This window comes from Pseudoalteromonas sp. OF5H-5 (genome assembly GCF_021530695.1).
In the GTDB taxonomy this organism is placed as follows: domain Bacteria; phylum Pseudomonadota; class Gammaproteobacteria; order Enterobacterales; family Alteromonadaceae; genus Pseudoalteromonas.
In genome coordinates, this window is sequence record NZ_JAKGBF010000004.1 from 291,769 (window position 1) to 311,137 (window position 19,369).

At 43.6% G+C, this 19,369-nt stretch carries 20 protein-coding genes; 6 read left to right on the top strand and 14 right to left on the bottom strand.

All coding sequences use genetic code 11. The features are described 5' to 3' along the window. Positions 1 to 5: 5 nt before the first annotated feature. Positions 6 to 761, bottom strand: a complete 756-nt coding sequence (locus tag L1271_RS08070; protein WP_102056652.1) for an SDR family oxidoreductase — start codon at positions 759 to 761, stop codon at positions 6 to 8. Between the two features lie 109 nt (positions 762 to 870). On the opposite strand from L1271_RS08070, the gene L1271_RS08075 reads away from it, so the two are divergent. Next, positions 871 to 1,767, top strand: coding sequence for a LysR family transcriptional regulator (locus L1271_RS08075; protein WP_102056651.1), 897 nt, complete (start codon positions 871 to 873; stop codon positions 1,765 to 1,767). 6 nt (positions 1,768 to 1,773) lie between these two features. Here L1271_RS08075 and L1271_RS08080 read toward each other — a convergent pair whose 3' ends face one another. Next, a complete protein-coding gene (locus L1271_RS08080; RefSeq protein WP_235367531.1) occupies positions 1,774 to 2,625 on the bottom strand; it encodes a GNAT family N-acetyltransferase in 852 nt (283 codons plus the stop codon). A 241-nt stretch (positions 2,626 to 2,866) separates the two neighbouring features. On the opposite strand from L1271_RS08080, the gene L1271_RS08085 reads away from it, so the two are divergent. Next, positions 2,867 to 3,562, top strand: coding sequence for a hypothetical protein (locus tag L1271_RS08085; protein ID WP_102056649.1), 696 nt, complete (start codon positions 2,867 to 2,869; stop codon positions 3,560 to 3,562). Positions 3,563 to 3,643: 81 nt separating this feature from the next. Here L1271_RS08085 and L1271_RS08090 read toward each other — a convergent pair whose 3' ends face one another. The 8 genes from L1271_RS08090 to L1271_RS24720 all read right to left on the bottom strand — a co-directional run bounded on the left by L1271_RS08090 (position 3,644) and on the right by L1271_RS24720 (position 9,985). Next, positions 3,644 to 4,906 (bottom strand): sensor histidine kinase, encoded by a 1,263-nt coding sequence (locus L1271_RS08090; RefSeq protein WP_235367532.1) that lies wholly within the window; start codon positions 4,904 to 4,906, stop codon positions 3,644 to 3,646. 21 nt (positions 4,907 to 4,927) lie between these two features. Then, positions 4,928 to 5,629: a response regulator transcription factor gene (locus L1271_RS08095; RefSeq protein ID WP_235367533.1), complete on the bottom strand. Its 702-nt coding sequence runs from the start codon at positions 5,627 to 5,629 to the stop codon at positions 4,928 to 4,930. Then, positions 5,629 to 6,513: a dienelactone hydrolase family protein gene (locus L1271_RS08100; protein ID WP_235367534.1), complete on the bottom strand. Its 885-nt coding sequence runs from the start codon at positions 6,511 to 6,513 to the stop codon at positions 5,629 to 5,631. Before L1271_RS08100 ends, L1271_RS08095 begins: the two co-directional genes overlap by 1 nt. Before the next feature lie 19 nt (positions 6,514 to 6,532). Next, positions 6,533 to 7,663 carry a type 1 glutamine amidotransferase domain-containing protein gene (locus L1271_RS08105; protein ID WP_235367535.1) on the bottom strand — a complete coding sequence of 377 codons (1,131 nt, stop codon included), beginning with the start codon at positions 7,661 to 7,663 and terminating at the stop codon, positions 6,533 to 6,535. Between the two features lie 157 nt (positions 7,664 to 7,820). Then, positions 7,821 to 8,465, bottom strand: coding sequence for a DUF6058 family natural product biosynthesis protein (locus L1271_RS08110; RefSeq protein WP_235367536.1), 645 nt, complete (start codon positions 8,463 to 8,465; stop codon positions 7,821 to 7,823). A gap of 3 nt (positions 8,466 to 8,468) precedes the next feature. Continuing rightward, positions 8,469 to 8,858 carry a hypothetical protein gene (locus L1271_RS08115; protein ID WP_235367537.1) on the bottom strand — a complete coding sequence of 130 codons (390 nt, stop codon included), beginning with the start codon at positions 8,856 to 8,858 and terminating at the stop codon, positions 8,469 to 8,471. 62 nt (positions 8,859 to 8,920) lie between these two features. Beyond that, positions 8,921 to 9,763 (bottom strand): alpha/beta fold hydrolase, encoded by an 843-nt coding sequence (locus tag L1271_RS08120; protein WP_235367538.1) that lies wholly within the window; start codon positions 9,761 to 9,763, stop codon positions 8,921 to 8,923. Between the two features lie 90 nt (positions 9,764 to 9,853). Further along, positions 9,854 to 9,985 (bottom strand): hypothetical protein, encoded by a 132-nt coding sequence (locus L1271_RS24720; RefSeq protein ID WP_266068412.1) that lies wholly within the window; start codon positions 9,983 to 9,985, stop codon positions 9,854 to 9,856. A 269-nt stretch (positions 9,986 to 10,254) separates the two neighbouring features. Here L1271_RS24720 and speA point away from each other — a divergent pair, with 269 nt between their 5' ends. Continuing rightward, positions 10,255 to 12,168, top strand: a complete 1,914-nt coding sequence (gene speA, locus L1271_RS08125) for a biosynthetic arginine decarboxylase (RefSeq protein WP_235367539.1) — start codon at positions 10,255 to 10,257, stop codon at positions 12,166 to 12,168. A 3-nt stretch (positions 12,169 to 12,171) separates the two neighbouring features. Further along, complete coding sequence (speB, locus tag L1271_RS08130; RefSeq protein WP_010604538.1) at positions 12,172 to 13,092, top strand: agmatinase; 921 nt, start codon at positions 12,172 to 12,174, stop codon at positions 13,090 to 13,092. A gap of 664 nt (positions 13,093 to 13,756) precedes the next feature. On the opposite strand, the gene L1271_RS08135 is transcribed toward speB, so the two are convergent. Then, a complete protein-coding gene (locus L1271_RS08135; protein WP_235367540.1) occupies positions 13,757 to 14,239 on the bottom strand; it encodes a MarR family winged helix-turn-helix transcriptional regulator in 483 nt (160 codons plus the stop codon). Between the two features lie 116 nt (positions 14,240 to 14,355). On the opposite strand from L1271_RS08135, the gene L1271_RS08140 reads away from it, so the two are divergent. Beyond that, a complete protein-coding gene (locus L1271_RS08140) occupies positions 14,356 to 15,255 on the top strand; it encodes a DMT family transporter (protein ID WP_235367541.1) in 900 nt (299 codons plus the stop codon). Positions 15,256 to 15,304: 49 nt separating this feature from the next. Here the strand turns inward: L1271_RS08140 and L1271_RS08145 are convergent, their stop codons facing one another. Beyond that, positions 15,305 to 15,820 carry a GNAT family N-acetyltransferase gene (locus L1271_RS08145; RefSeq protein WP_102056636.1) on the bottom strand — a complete coding sequence of 172 codons (516 nt, stop codon included), beginning with the start codon at positions 15,818 to 15,820 and terminating at the stop codon, positions 15,305 to 15,307. A gap of 27 nt (positions 15,821 to 15,847) precedes the next feature. Then, on the bottom strand, positions 15,848 to 16,153 hold the full coding sequence (locus L1271_RS08150) for an NIPSNAP family protein (protein WP_010604531.1): 306 nt from the start codon (positions 16,151 to 16,153) through the stop codon (positions 15,848 to 15,850). Between the two features lie 227 nt (positions 16,154 to 16,380). Here L1271_RS08150 and L1271_RS08155 point away from each other — a divergent pair, with 227 nt between their 5' ends. Then, complete coding sequence (locus L1271_RS08155; protein ID WP_227387189.1) at positions 16,381 to 16,755, top strand: VOC family protein; 375 nt, start codon at positions 16,381 to 16,383, stop codon at positions 16,753 to 16,755. Between the two features lie 49 nt (positions 16,756 to 16,804). Here the strand turns inward: L1271_RS08155 and L1271_RS08160 are convergent, their stop codons facing one another. Further along, on the bottom strand, positions 16,805 to 19,126 hold the full coding sequence (locus L1271_RS08160; RefSeq protein ID WP_235367542.1) for a TonB-dependent siderophore receptor: 2,322 nt from the start codon (positions 19,124 to 19,126) through the stop codon (positions 16,805 to 16,807). Positions 19,127 to 19,369: the final 243 nt, after the last annotated feature.

Consider the following 19,369-nt stretch of genomic DNA (forward strand, 5'->3'; position numbering starts at 1 on the left):
CATACTTAACGAGTGACAAAACCTCCGTTAACAAACAAAGTTTGCCCAGTCGTCCAGCGTGATTGCTCCGACGCAAGATAAAGCACCGCAGGGGTAATATCGTCTACTTGCCCTAGTCGGTTCATTACACTTGCAGACTGCAAATAATTAATGGTTTGCTCGTTTTCTTCGCCACGGAAAAAGTCAGTGTCAATTGGACCTGGTGCAATAGTATTGACGGTCACTCCTCGATGTCCGATTTCCTTTGCCAGCGCACGAGTGAAATGCTCAAGTGGTGCTTTTGAGCCAGCATAGAGTGCATAATTTCCAGTAAATGCTGCCAGCAGCGAAGTGCCCATATTAATGATCCGACCATTATCACGAATATGTTTAGCGGCTTCTTGCATCACAAAAAATGCCCCTTTACAGTTGATCCCAAATAGCCTGTCAAAATCTTCCTCGCTATATTCAACAAACGGTTTTTTGCTGATAGTGCCGGCATTATTGATAACGATATCTACGCCGCCAAACTCACTAATAATATGCTCAAATATATTCATTACTTGCGCTTTATTGCTGACATCTCCGTGTACTAGCGTCGTCCTAACACCCAGCGCTTCAACTTCCTTCTGGGTTTCAAATGCTTGTAGTTTAGAATGGGCACTATGATAGTGAATAACAAGATTAGCGCCTTGCTTTGCCAGCGCAATAGCAAAATCCTTCCCCATATTTTTGGCTGACCCAGTGATAAACGCAACCTTACCTGTTAATTGCTTAGACATACCTATTTCTCCTACTTGAAATATTCAATCGACTTTTAGTGTAGCTAGGTGAAAGGGATACAGGTATAGTGATTTTAGTCATTTACTAATTGCATTTTTTACATCCGCTATGAAATCGATTACTGAAGAAGATTTATTTGTTCTTACCGTTGAATCTGGCAGCCTCAAATCTGCGGCTGAAGTGATAGGTACCGATCCCTCCTCGGTAAGCCGAAAGCTCGCAAATTTAGAAAGTCGATTAGGAGTAAAACTTTTACAGCGCTCCACTAAACAAACAGCTGCAACTGAGGTTGGGCTTGAGTACTATAAAGGTGTAAAACAATTACTTGATGAAAAAAGGGAATTAGAAGAGTCGATTTCAGGCACCTCAGCACTGCCTTCTGGGACATTGAGGGTTGCAGCTCCACACGACTTCGCCGAGCGCTTCATTGCTCCTGTGGTACAAACCATGATAACCACCTATCCAGATCTCAATATCGAGTTACTGCTCGGCAGTCATTTCGAAGATCTCAAGGCTAAACAAATCGATATTGCAATTAGGATTGGCAAACTGGATGACTCCTCCTTGATCTGCCGACAACTAGGTCATGTACCACGGGTCTTGGTGGCCTCTAAATCGTATATTGAACGCATGGGGCAACCACAACGCTTTAGCGATTTAAGCAAACTGGACTTTATCTTTTACAATAAACCTAAACTTGATAATCAGCTCATTCTCGGTAAAGGCCTGCACCGTGAAGCCGTTGCGGTAAGTGGTAAACTCATCGCCAACAGTGTTGCAGTGCTAAAAAATTGGGTAAACGCTGGCCTTGGTGTGCATTACGGGCCGCTATGGGCATTTAAAGATGAATTAGCTATGGGCAGTTGTGTACAGCTACTACCTGAACTACACGATGAAAGTTATCCTATTCACGCACTGTACTTGTCGAAGCAATATACTCCCGCAAAGGTACGGGAGTTTGTTGAGCTATTGACTTCAACCTATCAGCAATACCGCTTCGATTGAATCAAACTAACCTATTTCAAACGAAGTTACCCCGAACACTCGCGTTAATGGCAAATCTGGGCGTTCAGCGGTGTACATTCTTGCGGTTTCAAAAGAAAGTGACATCTTGTACTTTTGTGCAAGCGCAACAGCAGCTGCATTTACTTCTGGCACATCCAAATAAATGGCCTCAGTTGCTGATACCTTGGACCTAAGCGCTAAGAAGAGTGTTTCTGCAAGTTCTACGTTATCAGCGTAAAGAGGGCCTATTTTATAGCCGACGTGACAAGGACGGATCACACCTATGGCTACAAGTGTGTCATCCTGTTTAATGCCTAAAGCGTGGCAGTTTGGCTGGTTAATCCAAGCGTCAACAAAGGCTACTCTTTTGGCTGGGAAAAACACACTGTCGTAAGCAATGACCTCTTCTATCGGTAATCTTTCAAGTGCCACTAAGTTTGTGCAATCAGGCGTTTCGCCGCCACCCACTCCTTCATAGCGAATATTACGATAGGCGAGCTTAAAACCCGATTTTTTGTAATTCTCTTGCTGCGCCACCACTCCATCCAGTGCGACGTTACAACCAGCTAAATATTGAAGTCCAGCCTGCCAAATCTGCATCCCATAACCCTGACCTCGATATTCTGGTTTAACAATATAAAAGCCTAAAAAACCAAATGAATCATCGTACTTAACCACCGAAATCGAAGCGATAGGTTCATCGCCTAGATAGCCAATTAAAAAGCCATTTGGATCGGCTTGATAGTAGCACCGTGCATCGCTAAGCCCAGGGTTCCACCCTTCTTGCAGAGCCCACTTTGCTACAATTTCTAATTCAGTTAAATCCATTACTTTTATTTTAAATGTTCTATTTTCCATGGCGTATCTACTTTTCTCACCTGATGTAGTTTGTATTATAGCGGACAATCCTGCACTGCAATGGCCCTATCATAGGCATGATAAGCTACAAATTTGGAGAGAATATAAAGGACAGGCACACTAACACCCGAACAATTATTATCACGGATTGATTTTCCACACACATCGCTATATGGTGTGCACCAAATATAAGCCTAACGTATTAATTACCAAAAAATAAACCATAAAAAGGAGTTATTTTATGGCCCTCTACATTAAAGATTCGGCAGTCACATGCTCTGCGACAAAAGTGTTACAAGCGACTGATTTTTACAAACCATTCCCAAGCAGCCAAGATGTTGCGTTTAATGACACTCAGCTATTACCAATAGGACTACTTGCCTATTCAAAGTTAGACGTAAACAGCGATGATAATGTGCTTATCGCATTACCGATTTCTATGGAGATTTTTGATGGCGACCTTCCTTATATCTCCTACTCACTGACAGACAATGGGTGGCAAGTTGACGCTCACAACGTTGACAACCTAAGTGAAGAGAAGGAGGATTTTGAAGACTATAGCGAATACCATCAGCAAGCAGCCAGCTTCTACGCCAAACATCAACGACTTAACTACTCTCTTGACGAAAACGAAGAAAGCGATCCGCTATTTGAATTCGGTGGCCAACCCATACTCGGTTGCAATTGGGACGCCTATTTGTGGGATGAAGAAGGTGATGACGAAACGCGCTATTTTGACGCTATGGAAGAGCAAAGTGGCGAGAATTACAGCCACTACTCCACTCGTGAAATTGGCTTTTTTGATGAAGAGCACGGTGTAGATTTTACTTACCTTGGTACTTTCTGCTTCTCCACTTATTTTGAGGGTGGTGGTGAAGGGATTGTTTTTTATAGTGCTAAACACAAGAGAGTATTGGTTATCGCCGAGTTTTCTTAAGTTCAATTAAATTCTCTCAAGGCACGATAACGGAAGTCGCCGTGCCTTTTCATTCTCTGTTGGGTCAGGTCAACAACAACCCTAAGCAAACTTTAAGTGAACCGATACACCCGTTTCGCCACTTTCAATCATCACCTTTACAGAAAACTTCTCACAAAGACGCTTTACTAGCGATAAGCCAATGCCAGTACCTAAACTATTAGGACCCCGCATGCCAGACTCAAAGGCTTGTTCATTTGCCGTAAAGGTCTGTGGTAACCCTTGCCCATTATCTGCAATCGTTAGTGTATTATCTCGATAACGAATATGGATTTGCTCACCTTGGCTATGATGTACAGCGTTCTGTAACAGGTTTTGCACTACCAATCTTAGCTCCTGCGTGGCCATAGGAACAAATACATTGCCGGGTAAGTCAATACTTAGGACTTTATGCTCAAACAGCACTTGGTTATTAATAATGCAAGCTTCAATCACGGATTGTAAATTAGTCTGCTCCGGTGTATCGGCTTTTTCCCGGGCAAGGGCAAGTAGCGCCTCTAGTGTTAGCTGCATCTGCTGGTCAGACTCCACTATCCTTGCCACCAGCTCTTGCTGTTTACTGTTTAACTCGGTGTGGTTGAGTAAACTAACCGCCCCTTGGGAAATGGTGACAGGTGTTCTCAATTCATGGGAAATATCTCTGGTAAATTGGCGTTCACGCTCAACGAATGCTCGAATACGAGCAAGGGCTGATTCTAGCGTTTGTGCAAATTTACCAATTTCATTTTGCGAAAACTGAGATGCAAAATTGGTCGGGAGGTTTTCAACGGGACTTGCCTCTACAATTACCATAAGCTCATCCAAAGGTTTAAGTAATTTTTTTGCCAGCTTTACCGTACCGAGCGCTAGCAATAGCGCTATTACTAATCCAATCACCAATAAGGTCAGTGAAAAACCAAGCATCAAGCCTCGCAGTTCGCGCACCACAAGATGGCCGCTTACTTCAGCAAGCAATATGTCTTGTCCACGGTCATCCTTGTTTAGAAAGGCGATATGATAATGTTTACCCGCCTCAGCACTAAACTCTTTGCGGTTTGGTTCCTCAGCGAGTAGCGTTCTTACCACCGCGGGTAAAGTGTCGGTTGTAGGATGAAATGTGACGAAGTCAAAATGCGGTTCTGGTGTCTCGTTATTGACGATTTGAAGCGCTATCTGCTTTCTTTCATCTTCTAAAATTTGATAAAAAAAGCTGTCTTCTATGATGTAGCTAAAAAGCAAAGTGATCAGTGAAAATAATACACTGAGCAGTACTACAATAGAGACAAAGTAGGTGATGATGCGGTTTCTTAGTTGTTTTGTTTTCATTTTTCTCAGTTGCAATTTCAGCTATAAATCCAGCACTAAGCCAACGCTGTGAATGGTTTTAATAATGGCAGTTGGAAATGGCTTATCTACCGCTTTACGTAATTGGTAGATATGTGACCGTAAAGAATCCGAGTCAGTGCCCTCCTCGCCCCAAATACGATCAACAAGCTCACTCTTTGATACCGCTCGAGGATAACTTTCCATCAAAATTTTAAGAATATTGAACAATATTGGTGGTAACACGAGTGCAGTCTCACCCCGCGTTACCGTTTGATTTTGGTAATTGAGCGTAACCTGTTTATCTGCGTTCCCCACGCTAAGTGTTCTTGCAGCAGGTGTGGGATTTAATCGGCAAGTTAATGCGCTGACTCGGGCTGCTAGCTCCTCTAGCGAAAAAGGTTTGGTGAGGTAATCATCCGCACCCTGCGCAAATCCTGCTAATTTATCGTCCAAAGTATCTCGAGCAGTTAACATGATGATGGAAATATGTCTGTCGGCTTGAAGCCTTAATCGCTGACAGACCTCAAGTCCTTCAATATCTGGCAGCATAATATCCAAAATAATACAATCAAAATATTGCGTTAATGCAAGCTCACAACCCTGCTCTCCCGTATAGGCAAAGTCCAAACTATGCCCCTGCATATCAAAGTAATCGGCTATATTACTTGCAATCGCGGGGTTGTCTTCAATCACTAAAATATTGAGTTGTGAGCTTGCTTTCATTAATACCAGCCTTGTAGTTTTTTGTAGTAGCCTTCAGGCAAGAGATGCCCACCTTCAATGACTACATGATGTTTTTGCACACTCGCAATGGCTTCAAATAGTGCTTTATTTTCACGCTCGCTTGTGTATTCATCGTCATCAGCCGAGACCAACCACACCTTGGGAGAATCAACTGCCGTCGCAAAGTTTTTAATCGCCACTCGTGCCACCGCGTTAGTCAGGTAAGGCGGCACAATTGATAATACATTATCTACTCGCTTATCCAGCGCTGCTAGAATTAAACTGATTTGACCTCCCATGCTATATCCCGCAACACTGATTTGGTCTTGATCAAATTGCGGTTGAGTTGCAATCCAATCAAGCAGTACCCTGTGATCCTTTACCGAATCAATAATTAACTTTTCGTATGGATCGCGCTTGCCCCACCAATCTAAATCATGCATAACTTCAATAATATTATGCTCAAGATTTTTACGCTTACCATGATTCCTCGAATCAATAGCAACCACTGCATACCCATTTGCTAGTGCCATTTTGGTAAGCTCATCCGTTTGCTCAAACGTATCACGCCCCTTAAAGCTCTCTTGTATCCAGCGTACATCACTTCGGCCCATACCGTGGACACCCACCATAACGGGCATTGGTTTAGTCGCGTCGTAATTACTTGGGTAGAGAATATGACCATTGACTTTATCGCCATCAAACGTCGTGTACTCAAGCGCAAAGTGATTGGTTTTTAATGGCGAAAGATTTACCTCCACCGCCTTTTGCTCATAGCTATATATTTGCGTTAATTCCTCTGGCGTAACGCTGTATGGCTTTAATCCAAATACTGCATACCAAACAGCGGCAACGCCCGCGATAATTCCAGTCACTACTAACATTGCTTTTCTCCAGTTTTGCTTAACCATAAACTTTCTCTTTTAGTGCAATCAAACTCTCCGCCGTACCGTGCTTTTTAAGCGCTGCTTTTATTGTGGATTTTGCGCCAGATACATCATTTAGTTTGAGCTGTGCATTTACTAGCGCTTCGTACAACATGGGGTGATCGATATCTGCAAGGGTTAATTGCATCAACTCAATGGCCACGGCAAGTTGATGAGCAGTTTGCGCATGCTGCGCTTGATATAAACCAGAGATCCCGAGCAACATGGGATCAAACGATGACTTATCCGCTAAGTAACGCGCCTTCGCTTTGCTGCTATCTGAAAAGAACTCTTCTACCAACAAAATACTTTCATCGTCTTTGAATCGCGGTAACTCGTTTACCGTCAGACCTAGTGCCGCAACCATCGCTTTAGCAGTATCTACCGTAGAAAAAGGGTTTTGCCCTGTGATCAAATGACCGTCAATGCTTACCTGATTCAACATTAACCCGTCTTGCACAAACGACGCACCACGTTCAATGAGTTTATCTTCAAGTAGGAATGGAAACTGTTCGGTCCATTTTTTACCAAACGCTGCTTCTTCTTCGTTAGTAAAGCCATTTACTCGCTTACCAGCGATTAAGTACTCGCCATTTTCAAGCTTTACACCTACCAATGCCGCAGGACCATGGCAAACTGCACCAATTACGCCGTTGTTAACGTAGATCTCGCGAATAATTGCCTGTAACGGCTTGGAATCATGCAAGTCGAACATTGGGCCTTTACCCCCAACCACAAACACAGCATCGTATTGCGCGGGCTCTAACTCACTCAGTCTTTTAGTGTTTTTAAGCTGCGCCATCGCAGTCGTATCATTACTGTATGCTTGATTATAGGATTTGTTCTTATCGAACTTATCTGCCAACGGTTCACCGCCCTTCGGCGAGGCTAACGTGACTTTTACGCCATTTTGTTTGAATACGGCATACGCTTTACTGAGCTCGTCAAATTCAAATCCAGGTTTGCTTAAGGTGCCATCAGCACCCATTTCGCCATAACTACTGAGCACCATGAGCACATGAGGTGTGTTTTTATCTTGTGCAACCGCATTGATTGAAGTTGCTGACATTGCAGCAACGAGAGATAAGGTTAATAGTGATTTGTTCATCATCCTGTCCTCGGGCCTGTTGACCCTTGTGTTGTTTTGTTACAGACACTTTATGCGGACAGGTGTGAAATGGATGTGAAGTCAATTCACATTATACCAATTGAATTAATTCTCTAATAAATTCAATTGGTATTATTCAAAAACGAAAAGTTGTCAATTATGATGTTAAAGGCTTTGGAAATTTTGCTCTCACGTCATCTATTAAGCGCTTGCGTGAGCTACGTTCACGCTCATGAGGCGCAAATAATGCACTGGCCTCATCCAATAAATCGACCACTTGGTGAAGGTTGGTTAGTTCATCTGAACTCAAGTGTTCATCTCTTGCCAAATACTCATTGATGATAACGATGGCGGCTTCTTTATTTGCAATATCTTCAGGTAAACCCGTTTTAGTACAAAGTCCGTAAATACCGTCAAGGAAGTGTTGCCACTCACTTTCTAAGTGCGCGTCGATGTCTTGATCCAGCTTTGCACCTCTCGGATTAAAGCCTTGCGCTTTTAATCTATGCAGTTGGTTTTTATAACGTTTACTAAAGAGTGTAAAGGCTTGTGCTTCATCCGTTACTTGTGATACAGCACCAAGCCACACTAAAGCGCCTTGCGGATAAAATTCTAGGCAGCTTTCATCACTGTGCTCGCCAAAGAAAGAATCACATTCAAGCTTTAATGCTAACTTATAGGCGGCTTTTGGCATCAAACGCTTTTCAATTAACATAGCCAATTCAAGATGGGATAACTGCGACTCGAGTAGCAAAGTCTCTTTGGTAATAAAATGCGTCTGCAGATAGGTAAGTAGCTCCATTGATTATTCCTTTGAATTAGTTAGCTTTATTTTTGCCGTGAGCGCAGTCGCGATGATAATCAAGCCAAGCAAGTTGATGTTTACGGCTATGGATTCTAGGTTCAACTGAACCGTTAATAGTAGTCCTGATGAAAATTGGATTAGCGTATCATCAACGACGACACCAATGGACATAAGCGCGCCGAGCACCGCTGCCCAATTTAAGGCCCTGAGTTGCTTTTGATATAACTTAAACGCGACCATCAAGCATAAAAAGCTTGCTGTAAAGTCGAGGATTAACGTCAATTCCGGATGGTTAATTACGCCCAGTACTGACAATACCCCCCCTGCAAAGCCGGCTGCAGCTACTAAGAAAGTCGTGATTTTTGAACTGATTATGTGATGAGAGAACATTGCTTTATTATTATTAGTTGGGTTAGCAGCAGTATAACCGCTAACCCTTTGCGTAAAAAATATTATTGTACCTTTTTCACCATTTCTTCAATATATTTGATGGCAATAAATGGATCTGTTTCATCAAACAGGTGAGATGCATATTTCATGGTAATGGGCGTAACATTATCGCCAATTTCTTGCAGCTTTATTTGGGAGTCTTTTGAAGTTTGAGTATAAACATCAACATCGGCATAACTCATACCAGTAGAGCGGATAGTCACATAAGGGAACCCACGTGACAGTATCGTAACTGGCATTTTTCGGTTGATTTTGTACATCTCTGTATGGGCAGAAGCTTCTTCAAAATCTTCTAATGAATGAGTATCTCGCTCCCAGTTGATGATCCATTCCATTATCTTCCATGCTTCTTTAGACATCTTACTTTTCATATCGTGATACCAAGACTCATGAGCGATATCAATAAGTACCATCCCTTTCACTTTTTCAGGGTTTCGGTTGGCATAGGCTCTTGCAACAAAGCCACCAAAAGAGTGAGGTACAAGTACTAAATTATCCATTTTGGTGGCTTGAGTGAATGCCTCAAGCTCTTGTGTAAGCTCCAACATAGTCCGTACTCGAGGCTTTGCAAAAGTGCTTTTTCCGGTGCCTGCTCTGTCATAAAAACATAAGCGATAGCCTTTTGGCTTTATGTTATGAATGGTGTTTTTATAGGTTTCATGAGCATCAAGGCCCATACCAGCTAGTAAAAGTGCGGTAGTCTCACCCTCTCCTTTGCAAGCATAGGCAAGTTTGTTGCCGTTTATTTCCACATATTGATAATCGTGTTCATGAACTGATTGGTTGGCGCTGGCCACTGAACTATAAGCGACGAGTCCGAGTACTGCTGATGTTATTGTTTTCATTGTCCTTTCTCATTTTTAAGTTTTCCCAATAACATACTAATTAGTTTACTCGATAAACGCAATAAAGTTTCAGAAACTTCTGAAACTTTATTAACTCAACGTATAAATGAAATAAGCTACATAGCCCATGAACAAGATATCACCTTCTCGACGACTAAGCTTAAGGTCTAAAATAAGCAAAGGCACGCAGAGCAAAGCGACATAAATAATATTGATTGTCATCGATGCAAACCTTGCGTTTTGATGGAATGTTAGCTTAAAAAACCCGAGAGTAGAATTTACTACTCCTTGTTTACACTCACTTAATTCCCGTTATAGCGCAACTAAACTAAGGGAAAGATTTGTCACTCTTGACGAGCAAAATAACTCATTAGACTGAGACTTTCTATTTGTGTCTAATGCGCGAAAATTAATGAGACCTTTCACTCAGTGAGTAGCCGCCATTGATGACGCACTGCAGACTGAACTCTAACTTACGTTAAGGAACTTGAATGACCAAATTTACCTCTTCTGAGCAAGCACGTGAATGCTACAACGTGCGCCACTGGAGCCAAGGCTTCTTTGGTATTAATGATCAGGGAGAGGTTACTGCGATGCCGAACCAACAGCAGCCACAGCACGCCGTAACTCTGACAAACATTGCACAACAAATTAAATCTGAGGGTTATACCCTACCTGCACTAGTGCGTTTTCCACAAATCCTTGAACAGCGCGTACATAATATTGTTGGTGCGTTTAATCAGGCGATTACTGATTACAGCTACCCAGAAGATTATTTATTGGTTTACCCAATTAAAGTAAACCAACAAAAAGAAGTCATTGAGGGGCTTATCGCAAGCCAAACGGCCAGCGATAAAAAACAGCTTGGCTTAGAAGCTGGCAGTAAAGCTGAGTTACTTACCGTATTGGCGCTCAGTGAGAAAACCAGCGCAGTGATCGTGTGTAATGGCTACAAAGACAGAGAATACGTCCGTCTTGCGCTTATCGGTGAAAAATTAGGCCATCAGGTTTATATCGTTTTAGAAAAGCGTTCTGAGCTCGACATCGTGATGGCAGAAGCCAAAGCACTCAACGTTAAACCACGTTTAGGCTTACGCGTACGTTTGGCATCACAAGGTAAAGGAAAATGGCAAGCAAGCGGCGGCGAAAAGTCCAAATTTGGCCTGTCTGCATCGCAAGTGCTTACGGTTGTTAACCAATTAAAGCAAGCTGACATGCTAGACGCGCTGCAACTGGTGCACTTTCACTTAGGCTCGCAAATGGCCAATATTCGTGACGTGCGCGTTGGTGTGGGTGAAGCCGCTAGATTCTACTGCGAATTACGCCGTTTAGGTGCAAACCTGTTGAATTTAGACGTAGGTGGCGGACTTGCAGTGGATTACGATGGAACGCGTAGCCAGTCGTCTAACTCGATGAACTACAGCTTAGCTGAATATGCAAACAACATCGTTTACACCGTAGGCGATACCTGTAAACAGTACAATCAGCCAATGCCAAAGATCATCTCTGAGTCGGGTCGTGCGCTAACGGCGCATCACGCGGTATTAATCACCGATGTGATTGGCACCGAAAGCTATCAAGTAGAAGAGATAACTGCACCGGTAAGTGACGCCCCGAGACTACTACACAATATGTGGACGTCTTGGCAGGCACTCAACGAGCAGAGTGATGACCGCGCGTTGATTGAAATTTTTCATGATACGCAGGGCGACTTGGCAGAAGTACACAGCCAATTTGCGATGGGCCTATTAAGCCTTGAGCAAAGAGCATGGGCGGAGCAAGTAAACTTGCGCGTATGTTATGAGCTGAACAAGCGTATGGACAACAAAAACCGTTTCCATCGCCCAATTATTGACGAGCTCAGTGCTAAGCTCGCGGATAAATTCTTTGTGAATTTCTCGCTATTTCAATCTTTGCCAGACGCTTGGGGTATTGAACAGGTATTCCCTGTACTGCCACTCAGCGGGTTAACAGAGGCACCAAAGCGCCGCGCGGTATTGCTGGATATTACCTGTGATTCTGACGGTACGGTGGAGCATTATGTGGATGGCCAAGGTATTGAAGCCACGCTACCAGTGCCTGAGTTTTGCAAAGATAAACCCTATTTATTGGGATTTTTCTTGGTAGGTGCATACCAAGAGATTTTAGGTGACATGCACAACCTGTTTGGCGACACCCACACCGTTGTAGCCACATTAGATGACCAGGGCGAATTGTCGCTTGGTAATGTGGATGCGGGCGACACTGTTGCCGATATGATGCGTTATGTACACCTTGATGTTGAACAATTTAAGCGTAACTTTGCCAACCTAGTTGAAAGCAAACTACCGCTTGAAGAACGAGCTACCTGCCTAGCAGAGCTTGAAACCGGCCTTGACGGCTATACTTATTTGGAAGATTTTTAACCCATGAGCCACTTATTCGATCACACCGATCATTCTCTGTACTCCAACGGCATGACGTTTTTACGTCAGCCAATGGTACGCAATATCACAGATATTGATGCAGACGTTGTGGTACTTGGCTTGCCATTTGACTTGGCAACCTCTGGACGTCCAGGCGCGCGCTTGGGTCCAGATGCAATCCGTCGCGCATCCGTGCACTTAGCTTGGGAAAGTAAAAAATACCCTTGGTCATTTGCATTGTGGGACAAAATTAAACTTCAGGACGCTGGCGATTTCACTTACCCAGTTGGCGATCCTGAGTATTTTACTGCGCAACTCGAGCTAGCAGCTCTGCAAATTTTGCAGCAAGGCAAAACGCTATTAAGCCTAGGCGGCGATCACTTTGTGACCCTGCCATTGCTGCGTGCTCACCAGCAAATTCACGGTAAAATGGCGCTTGTACATTTTGATGCGCACACAGACACGTACAGCCAAGGCTCACGCTATGATCACGGTACTATGTTCTATCATGCTCCGATTGAAGGCCTAATAAGCCCAGAGCATTCAATGCAAATTGGCATTAGAACCGAGTACACAGAGCAAGGCCACGAGTTTGGCGTGATTGATGCTATGGCAGCAAACGACTTAAGTGCCGAAGAAATAGCAGCACAAATCAAAGCACGCGTTGGCGACTTGCCGGTGTACTTAACCTTTGATATCGACTGTCTAGACCCAGCATTCGCACCAGGCACCGGCACCCCGGTATGCGGCGGCCTAACCAGCGACAAAGTGCTGAAGATTTTACGCGCACTGCAAGGGCTAAACATGATAGGCATGGACGTAGTAGAAGTCTCCCCTTCCTACGACCAAAGCGAGCTCACCGCAATCGCCGCCGCCACCATTGCACACGAACTACTGCACCTGTGGGCTGTAAAGCATAAATAACCGGATGCAAGTTTGACTAAGCCACCTTAACAAGGTGGCTTTTTTGTTTGGGGTTTACTGTAAAGTCGTAGAAGATCTCACATGCAACTTATTCTCCTTCGTCACACCTGAAAAGCATACTTCTCGGCGGGTGAACCGCCTCCCACAAAACTATTTGCACTGTGGATTAGAAGAGATGCTACGCTGATAGTTTTTGCAATACCTGCAAGCAGCTTAATCGCTAAAACCGTAGAAGCTCATACAAGCAACTTATCCCCTTCATCACACCCGAAAAGCGTAAGCCGATATGCAATGTGCCGACAGGATGTCGGCTAAGTCTTGTCTGGCATCATGGACGTGCCTTACAAGACGGTTGCACTATATCGACTTAGGATTTGAGGATTAAGTGTGATGTTGGGGCGACGTTTTCTTGGTTTGTTCTTTTGCGTCGTTTCAAAAGAATGAACGAGAAGCGCATGGATGCGCTTTGATATTAGCCAAGGAAGGCTCTACTGATCAGTCAACTCGAAGTGGTCGCTTGCAAGCTCATCATCAACAATAGCTCGAAAACATAACTTTTCGGCGGGTGAGCCGCCTCCCACTAGATTATTTACACTATGAAACACTTGTGGTGGTGCTTCACTTATTCCAACCTAACCGACATATTACAAAACTGTTTACACCCTCACTCAAATTGCGTTAACCACTCTTTTAACACACTATTTAGCAAGGTTTGCTGCTCTCTATTCATCCCTTCAACCAATTGGGCTTGAATGGCGATATGCGGCTCAATCAGCTCTTCAATCAGGGCGAGGCCTTCGGTTGTTAATTCCACTGTTACACTGCGGCGGTCTTCTTTACAATGCTCACGCTTAATAAGGCCTTTTGCCGCTAACTTGTCTAATCGATTAGTCATCGCGCCAGAGGTGAGTAGCATGGTTTTAAATAGCTCTGATGGGGTTAAGCGAAATGGTTTGCCGCTGCGGCGCAAGGTAGCTAACACATCAAATTCGCCCAAATTTAATCCGTATTGCTTATGTAGCTTTTCAACTTCGGCTTCCATATGTTTAGCTATGCGCACTAAGCGACCCATTATCGCCATGGGCGTTGTTTCTAACTGTGGTTTTTCGCGAGCCCACTGCTCTTGTACTCTATCAATCGCATCCATCAATATTTGCCCCGACAACAAACTTTGTAAAGAAATATCTTAACATAAAGATACTTTACAAAAAGTGTTTTTAGTAATACCTTAGCACAAAGTATCTCAACATAAAGATAGTTAATGTGAATATACTCCTTGCGATGATCCCTGCATTTTTATGGGGCACCACGTACGCGGTGACACAATACACCCTTGCGGACTGGCCGCCTCTTTTACTTGGCGCTATTAGAGCGCTTCCAGCTGGGCTTATTTTGCTAGCAGTTAAGCCAAGTTTGCCAAAAAAAGCTGACTGGAAAATACTATGCGCCCTTGGGGCGATTAATATCGCGGCCTTTTTTAGCATGATCTTCGTGATGTCGTTAACGCTACCATCTGCCATATCGAGCGTGGGCATGGTGTCTGTGCCTGTGTTCGCCATGCTTTATCATTGGTTGGTCAATAAGCAACGCCCAGGATTGGTGCAAGCGTTATGCGGCGCGGCGCTTATTGTGTTGGCCTGGTTGCTATTTGATCCGAGTTCACTGAGTTTAAACCCTCTTGGTTTAGCGGCAATACTTGCGGCAATAACCTGTATCGTGATCGGCAGCTCAATCACTAAGTCTCTTGGTGATCGCATGCATTGGTGGACAGTGTTAACTTGGCAACTCATTATTGGCGGCGTTATTCTCACACTCGCATCAAGCGTTCACGGTGTGATCGCACCAGCTAAGTATATTGCAGCTTTTAACAATTTCTCGATGACCAATCTCAGCGGCATATTATGGGTTGTGCTCCTGAACACCGCACTGGGTTATAGTTTGTACGTGTGGTTACTACAACGTATGTCTGTTGTGGACTTTACCTTTGGTGGTATTGCAAATCCGATTGCGGGTATTTTGACGGGGCTGGTGCTACTGGGCGAGACGTTCACCCCGCTTCAGTATAGTTTGATGGTTGGCATGATTGTAATGCCGCTATTACCGCAAATTATCGTCACTACCCTACGAAGCCGAGCTGTGCCTGCTAAGTGTGAGGTAAACTAATCAGTTGAGCGCATAGCAATTATGCGCTCGTTCCTTTAAAAAGGCGAAGCTAAAGTGTGAGTCGATAAATATATAATGGCTCGTCACCTGCTACGCCCAGATCATTGACACAGGACTCAACAAACTGGCCGCCTATTTTTTCAATGATCCGCTGGCTCGCAATATTTGACTGTAAACATTGAAACTCCACAGTTTTAATATCACTTACCTCTCGAAGCCTGGCAATAACCTGTTCAAGCACTAGACCGATTAAGCCGTAACCTCTTGCCTTTTCGCCAAGCCAATAGCCAATTTCAGCAGTTTGCGTTTGCGCATCCATATATTTGATCCCAAACACACCACAAAACTCGCAATTAAATTCAATAGCAGACCAAAGTCCGCCGACTTGGTTGTTTATACGTGTGTCGATGTATCGCTCTGCGTCAGCCTCGGTATGTAGTTTCGCAACCCACGGCAGCACATTTTGTAAACTTGCACGGCTGCTTTGTACGCAATCAAACAATGGTTTTGCATGCGTCAAAGCAAGGTTTTGTAGTTTGAGATTGGCAGAAATATCTAGTTGCACGAGATGTTCAGCTCCATTTACTTACCTCTATTCAAATACAGGTCTAAAGAAGCTGCGTTCATAGCTAATTATGCAACCGGTATCTTCTGCAAATTTAATTGCAGCCTGACACTGAGCATCTTGAAACGACTCATTACGATACGTTTCATAGGCTGCCAAACTGGGAAAGGTGAATAATGCCAAGGCAATATTACTTGCACCTTCCGATGGTAAAAAGTAGCCATTATGCTGCCCACCAAAACGATTGACGAGTGGGATCCACATTTTGGCATATTCCTCAAAGTCAGCAATTTTTGCCGGATCAACAACATATTTTAAGTAGCAAGTAACCATACAACCTTTCCTTTTTGTTAAAAATACCAGTTTCACGTTGCTCTACACACCGATAGACAGTGTGCGAGATTACTTTAAGCGTTAATAACATGAAGTTAAAGTGATATGGGACTAGCTGTCTCGATTAAATGCTCACCCAAGGTTCTAACTCAACGTAAAACTACTGACAGTAACTGACACACCGAGAGCATATCTTAGCTGCAATTTTTAAAAGATGATGGAATTCCATGATGATCACCATTGATTCTTTGGTGTTATATGTAAGCGATATCAAGCTGAGCGAAGCGTTTTATAGACAGCTATTCCAATGTGAGGCAGCGCAGCTTTCTCCAACTTTTGTTTCTATGAAATGTGCACACAACGTCTCCATTGCACTTAAACAAAACACAGCCCTTACACCACCAAGTTGCATTACCGGGGGCGGTTCTGAAATCTCTATTATGCAACCAAGCCAAGAAGCGCTTTTGGCTTTATACGATACATGGAAATTACTAGATATTGAGTTTGCTCAGGTCCCGCAAGCCGAGGGATATGGCGCTAGTTTTGTCGTATTAGACCCTGATAGACATCGTATTCGCGTGTTTACTAGTGATAAGGTATAGCGCTATTTCTAGCTCTATACCTTTTTTCCATCGAATATGGAGTTCAAATTTATAGTTTGTAGTGAAGACTCAAACTAATATTTCTTGGCTCACCATATGCTAGCTGCGAGTAGAAGCCGATCTGACTGTAATATTCTTTATCAAAGGCATTATCAATATTTAGTTGTACTGATAGCGCCTCGTTGTGTTGGTATCTAGCCATTAAATTGATAAGTGAATAGGCTGGCTGTTCAACTCGTACATTGCCTAATGGTGATTTTATGTCAGTGTAGTTTTCACCCTCCCAAGAAATACCTGCACCCAATGTAAATTGGTTATATTCAAAGGTATTGAATAATCTAAATATTTTTCGAGGAAATCGCGTATTAACCGTATTTGATGTGCCACTACTATCCTCAGCCGTTGCTTCGAATGCAGTATAATTGGCATTAATCTTCCAGCCGTCCATGATCTGACCGACTACTTCGAGCTCGTAACCGTCGCTTTCAACACCATCTGCTTCCTTGTATGCAGCTAACTTATCAGGACGTGGAACAAAATCAGGGTCAACAACCGCTAAGTTTTCCTGCTGTGTTTGAAAGTAAGTTATATTGGTATGTAACGCATCATTGAAATAAGTGCTTTTCAAACCAATTTCATAATTGATCCCAGTGAGGGGGTCTAAGTAATTGTCATCAGCGTCAACCGCATTCTGCGGCTTAAAGATTTCCGTATAACTTGTATAAATCGTATGACTGTCATTTAAGCTATACAGTAGCCCCGCATAGGGAATAAATACGTCATCATCGCCATAGTCTTGGTCTGTTCCATAGGATACACCCTGCCTATTCCAGCTCGCTAACCGTGCACCAACAATTGCCTTAAATTTATCGCTCAAATGTATTCGTGTCGCAGCAAAGTAACCTGTTTGCTCAGTGGTGTAATCCTGGCTGATATATTTTTGACCCCAATCTGGCTGGTCAAATTCCCCGTTCCACTCAAAAAAGTTTGTGACTGGTTTGGCAGTTTTGCTCCCCCCACCTTCATAGCCGTAATACACAAAGTCCTGATCGCTCTTTGCAGCCCCAACTACAAATTCATGTTCGTGGTCAAATAAAGAGTACATGCCTTGTAATCTGACACCAAAGTCAATCTGCTCTCTTTCATTTTCTAGGCGCGATCCAGAAGCAGTCATCCCAGCCCCCGTCACAGGATGAGGAAGTCCGGATACCCAAAGTAAATACATGTCTGCAGTGCTGACATTTTTATTCGCATGGGCAACCAACTCCCATCCATTACTAAAGCTGTGATGTAGGTTTGCAAAAAATGTTTTGTGTGTACTGGCCCAACTACTCCATTTTGCGGCCACTGAAGCTGAACGATCAAAGTCTGTACGGCTGAGATCAGAGTTGAATATTGGCAGCCCGCCCCATTGAGAGCCTTTGGGTTCATTGTCTTGAATGCTATACCCTAATCGCAGTAAGGTTGCATTCGACAAATCTGCATCAACGGTGGCATAAAAAACCTGTTTACTCTTTTTTTCATAGTCGACAAAAGAGTCGCCTTCTTGCAGCACCATAACCGTTCGACCTCTAACAGATCCGCTTTCGTTTAGCCCGGTGCCCAGATCAACACTCGCATAATAATTGTTCCAGCGCCCTAAGCGCGCAATTACCTTGCCACTAAGTTCACTCGAATTTGCGTGTTTACGAACCAAGTTAATCGATGCCGACGGATCTCCTGCGCCGGTCAACAACCCAGTAGCCCCCCGCACGATTTCAATACGTTCATAGAGTGCGGTGTCGGTAAGCGACTCACCAGCACTCTGCGCGCCATTCCACTGTACTGGCACCCCATCAATTTGGTAGTTGTCAACATTGAAGCCTCGAGACGAAAACGCATTCCTTGAGCTATCGTAAGCTTTGGCCGAAATGCCAGACGCATTATTAATCACATCGGTTAGTGACGTTAACGCCTGATCTTCAATACTTTGCCGAGTAATAATATTCACGGTTTGCGGAGTTTCTTGCAATGTCAGACCCAAACCTGTTGCCGTGTCTATTGGCTCATTGACCACATAACTGCCCGTCACCGCAATACGTTCAATTTCATTATCACGCGCGAGAGCTGCGCCTACTTCATGGATTGAGAAACGATTTTCGTCAACTTTAGTTGCAACAAGCCCGCTTCCTTTCAAAAGAATTTCAAGTGCTTTTTCCGTCGTATAGTTTCCCTTCACTTGTATCGTTTTTTGCTCTGCTAACGCGACACCATATGCAGTAATGTGCTGCTGCGTTGCAGCTGACAGTTCGGTTATCGCTGTAGAAAGCGTTTGGGGTTCTATATTTAGTTGGTACGTAGTATCGCTAGCATAAACGTTCGCAGTTGCCAATATGAGTCCTGCGCTAGAAACAAATAAGCTCCGTCTACATATATTTATCGCATGCTGAAACTTATTTATTCTAAAAGTATGGCTTTTCATGGTCATCCTCTATTTTCATGTACCCATTTATATAATTCATCGTTAAGACGTCTACGAATTAGCAAACCCGTAAAAATCTTATAAAAATCCGCTTTAGCGTAACGGCGAGCATTAAGATAAGTAGTAACTGAAAGGTGTTCGTCATACTTTTTA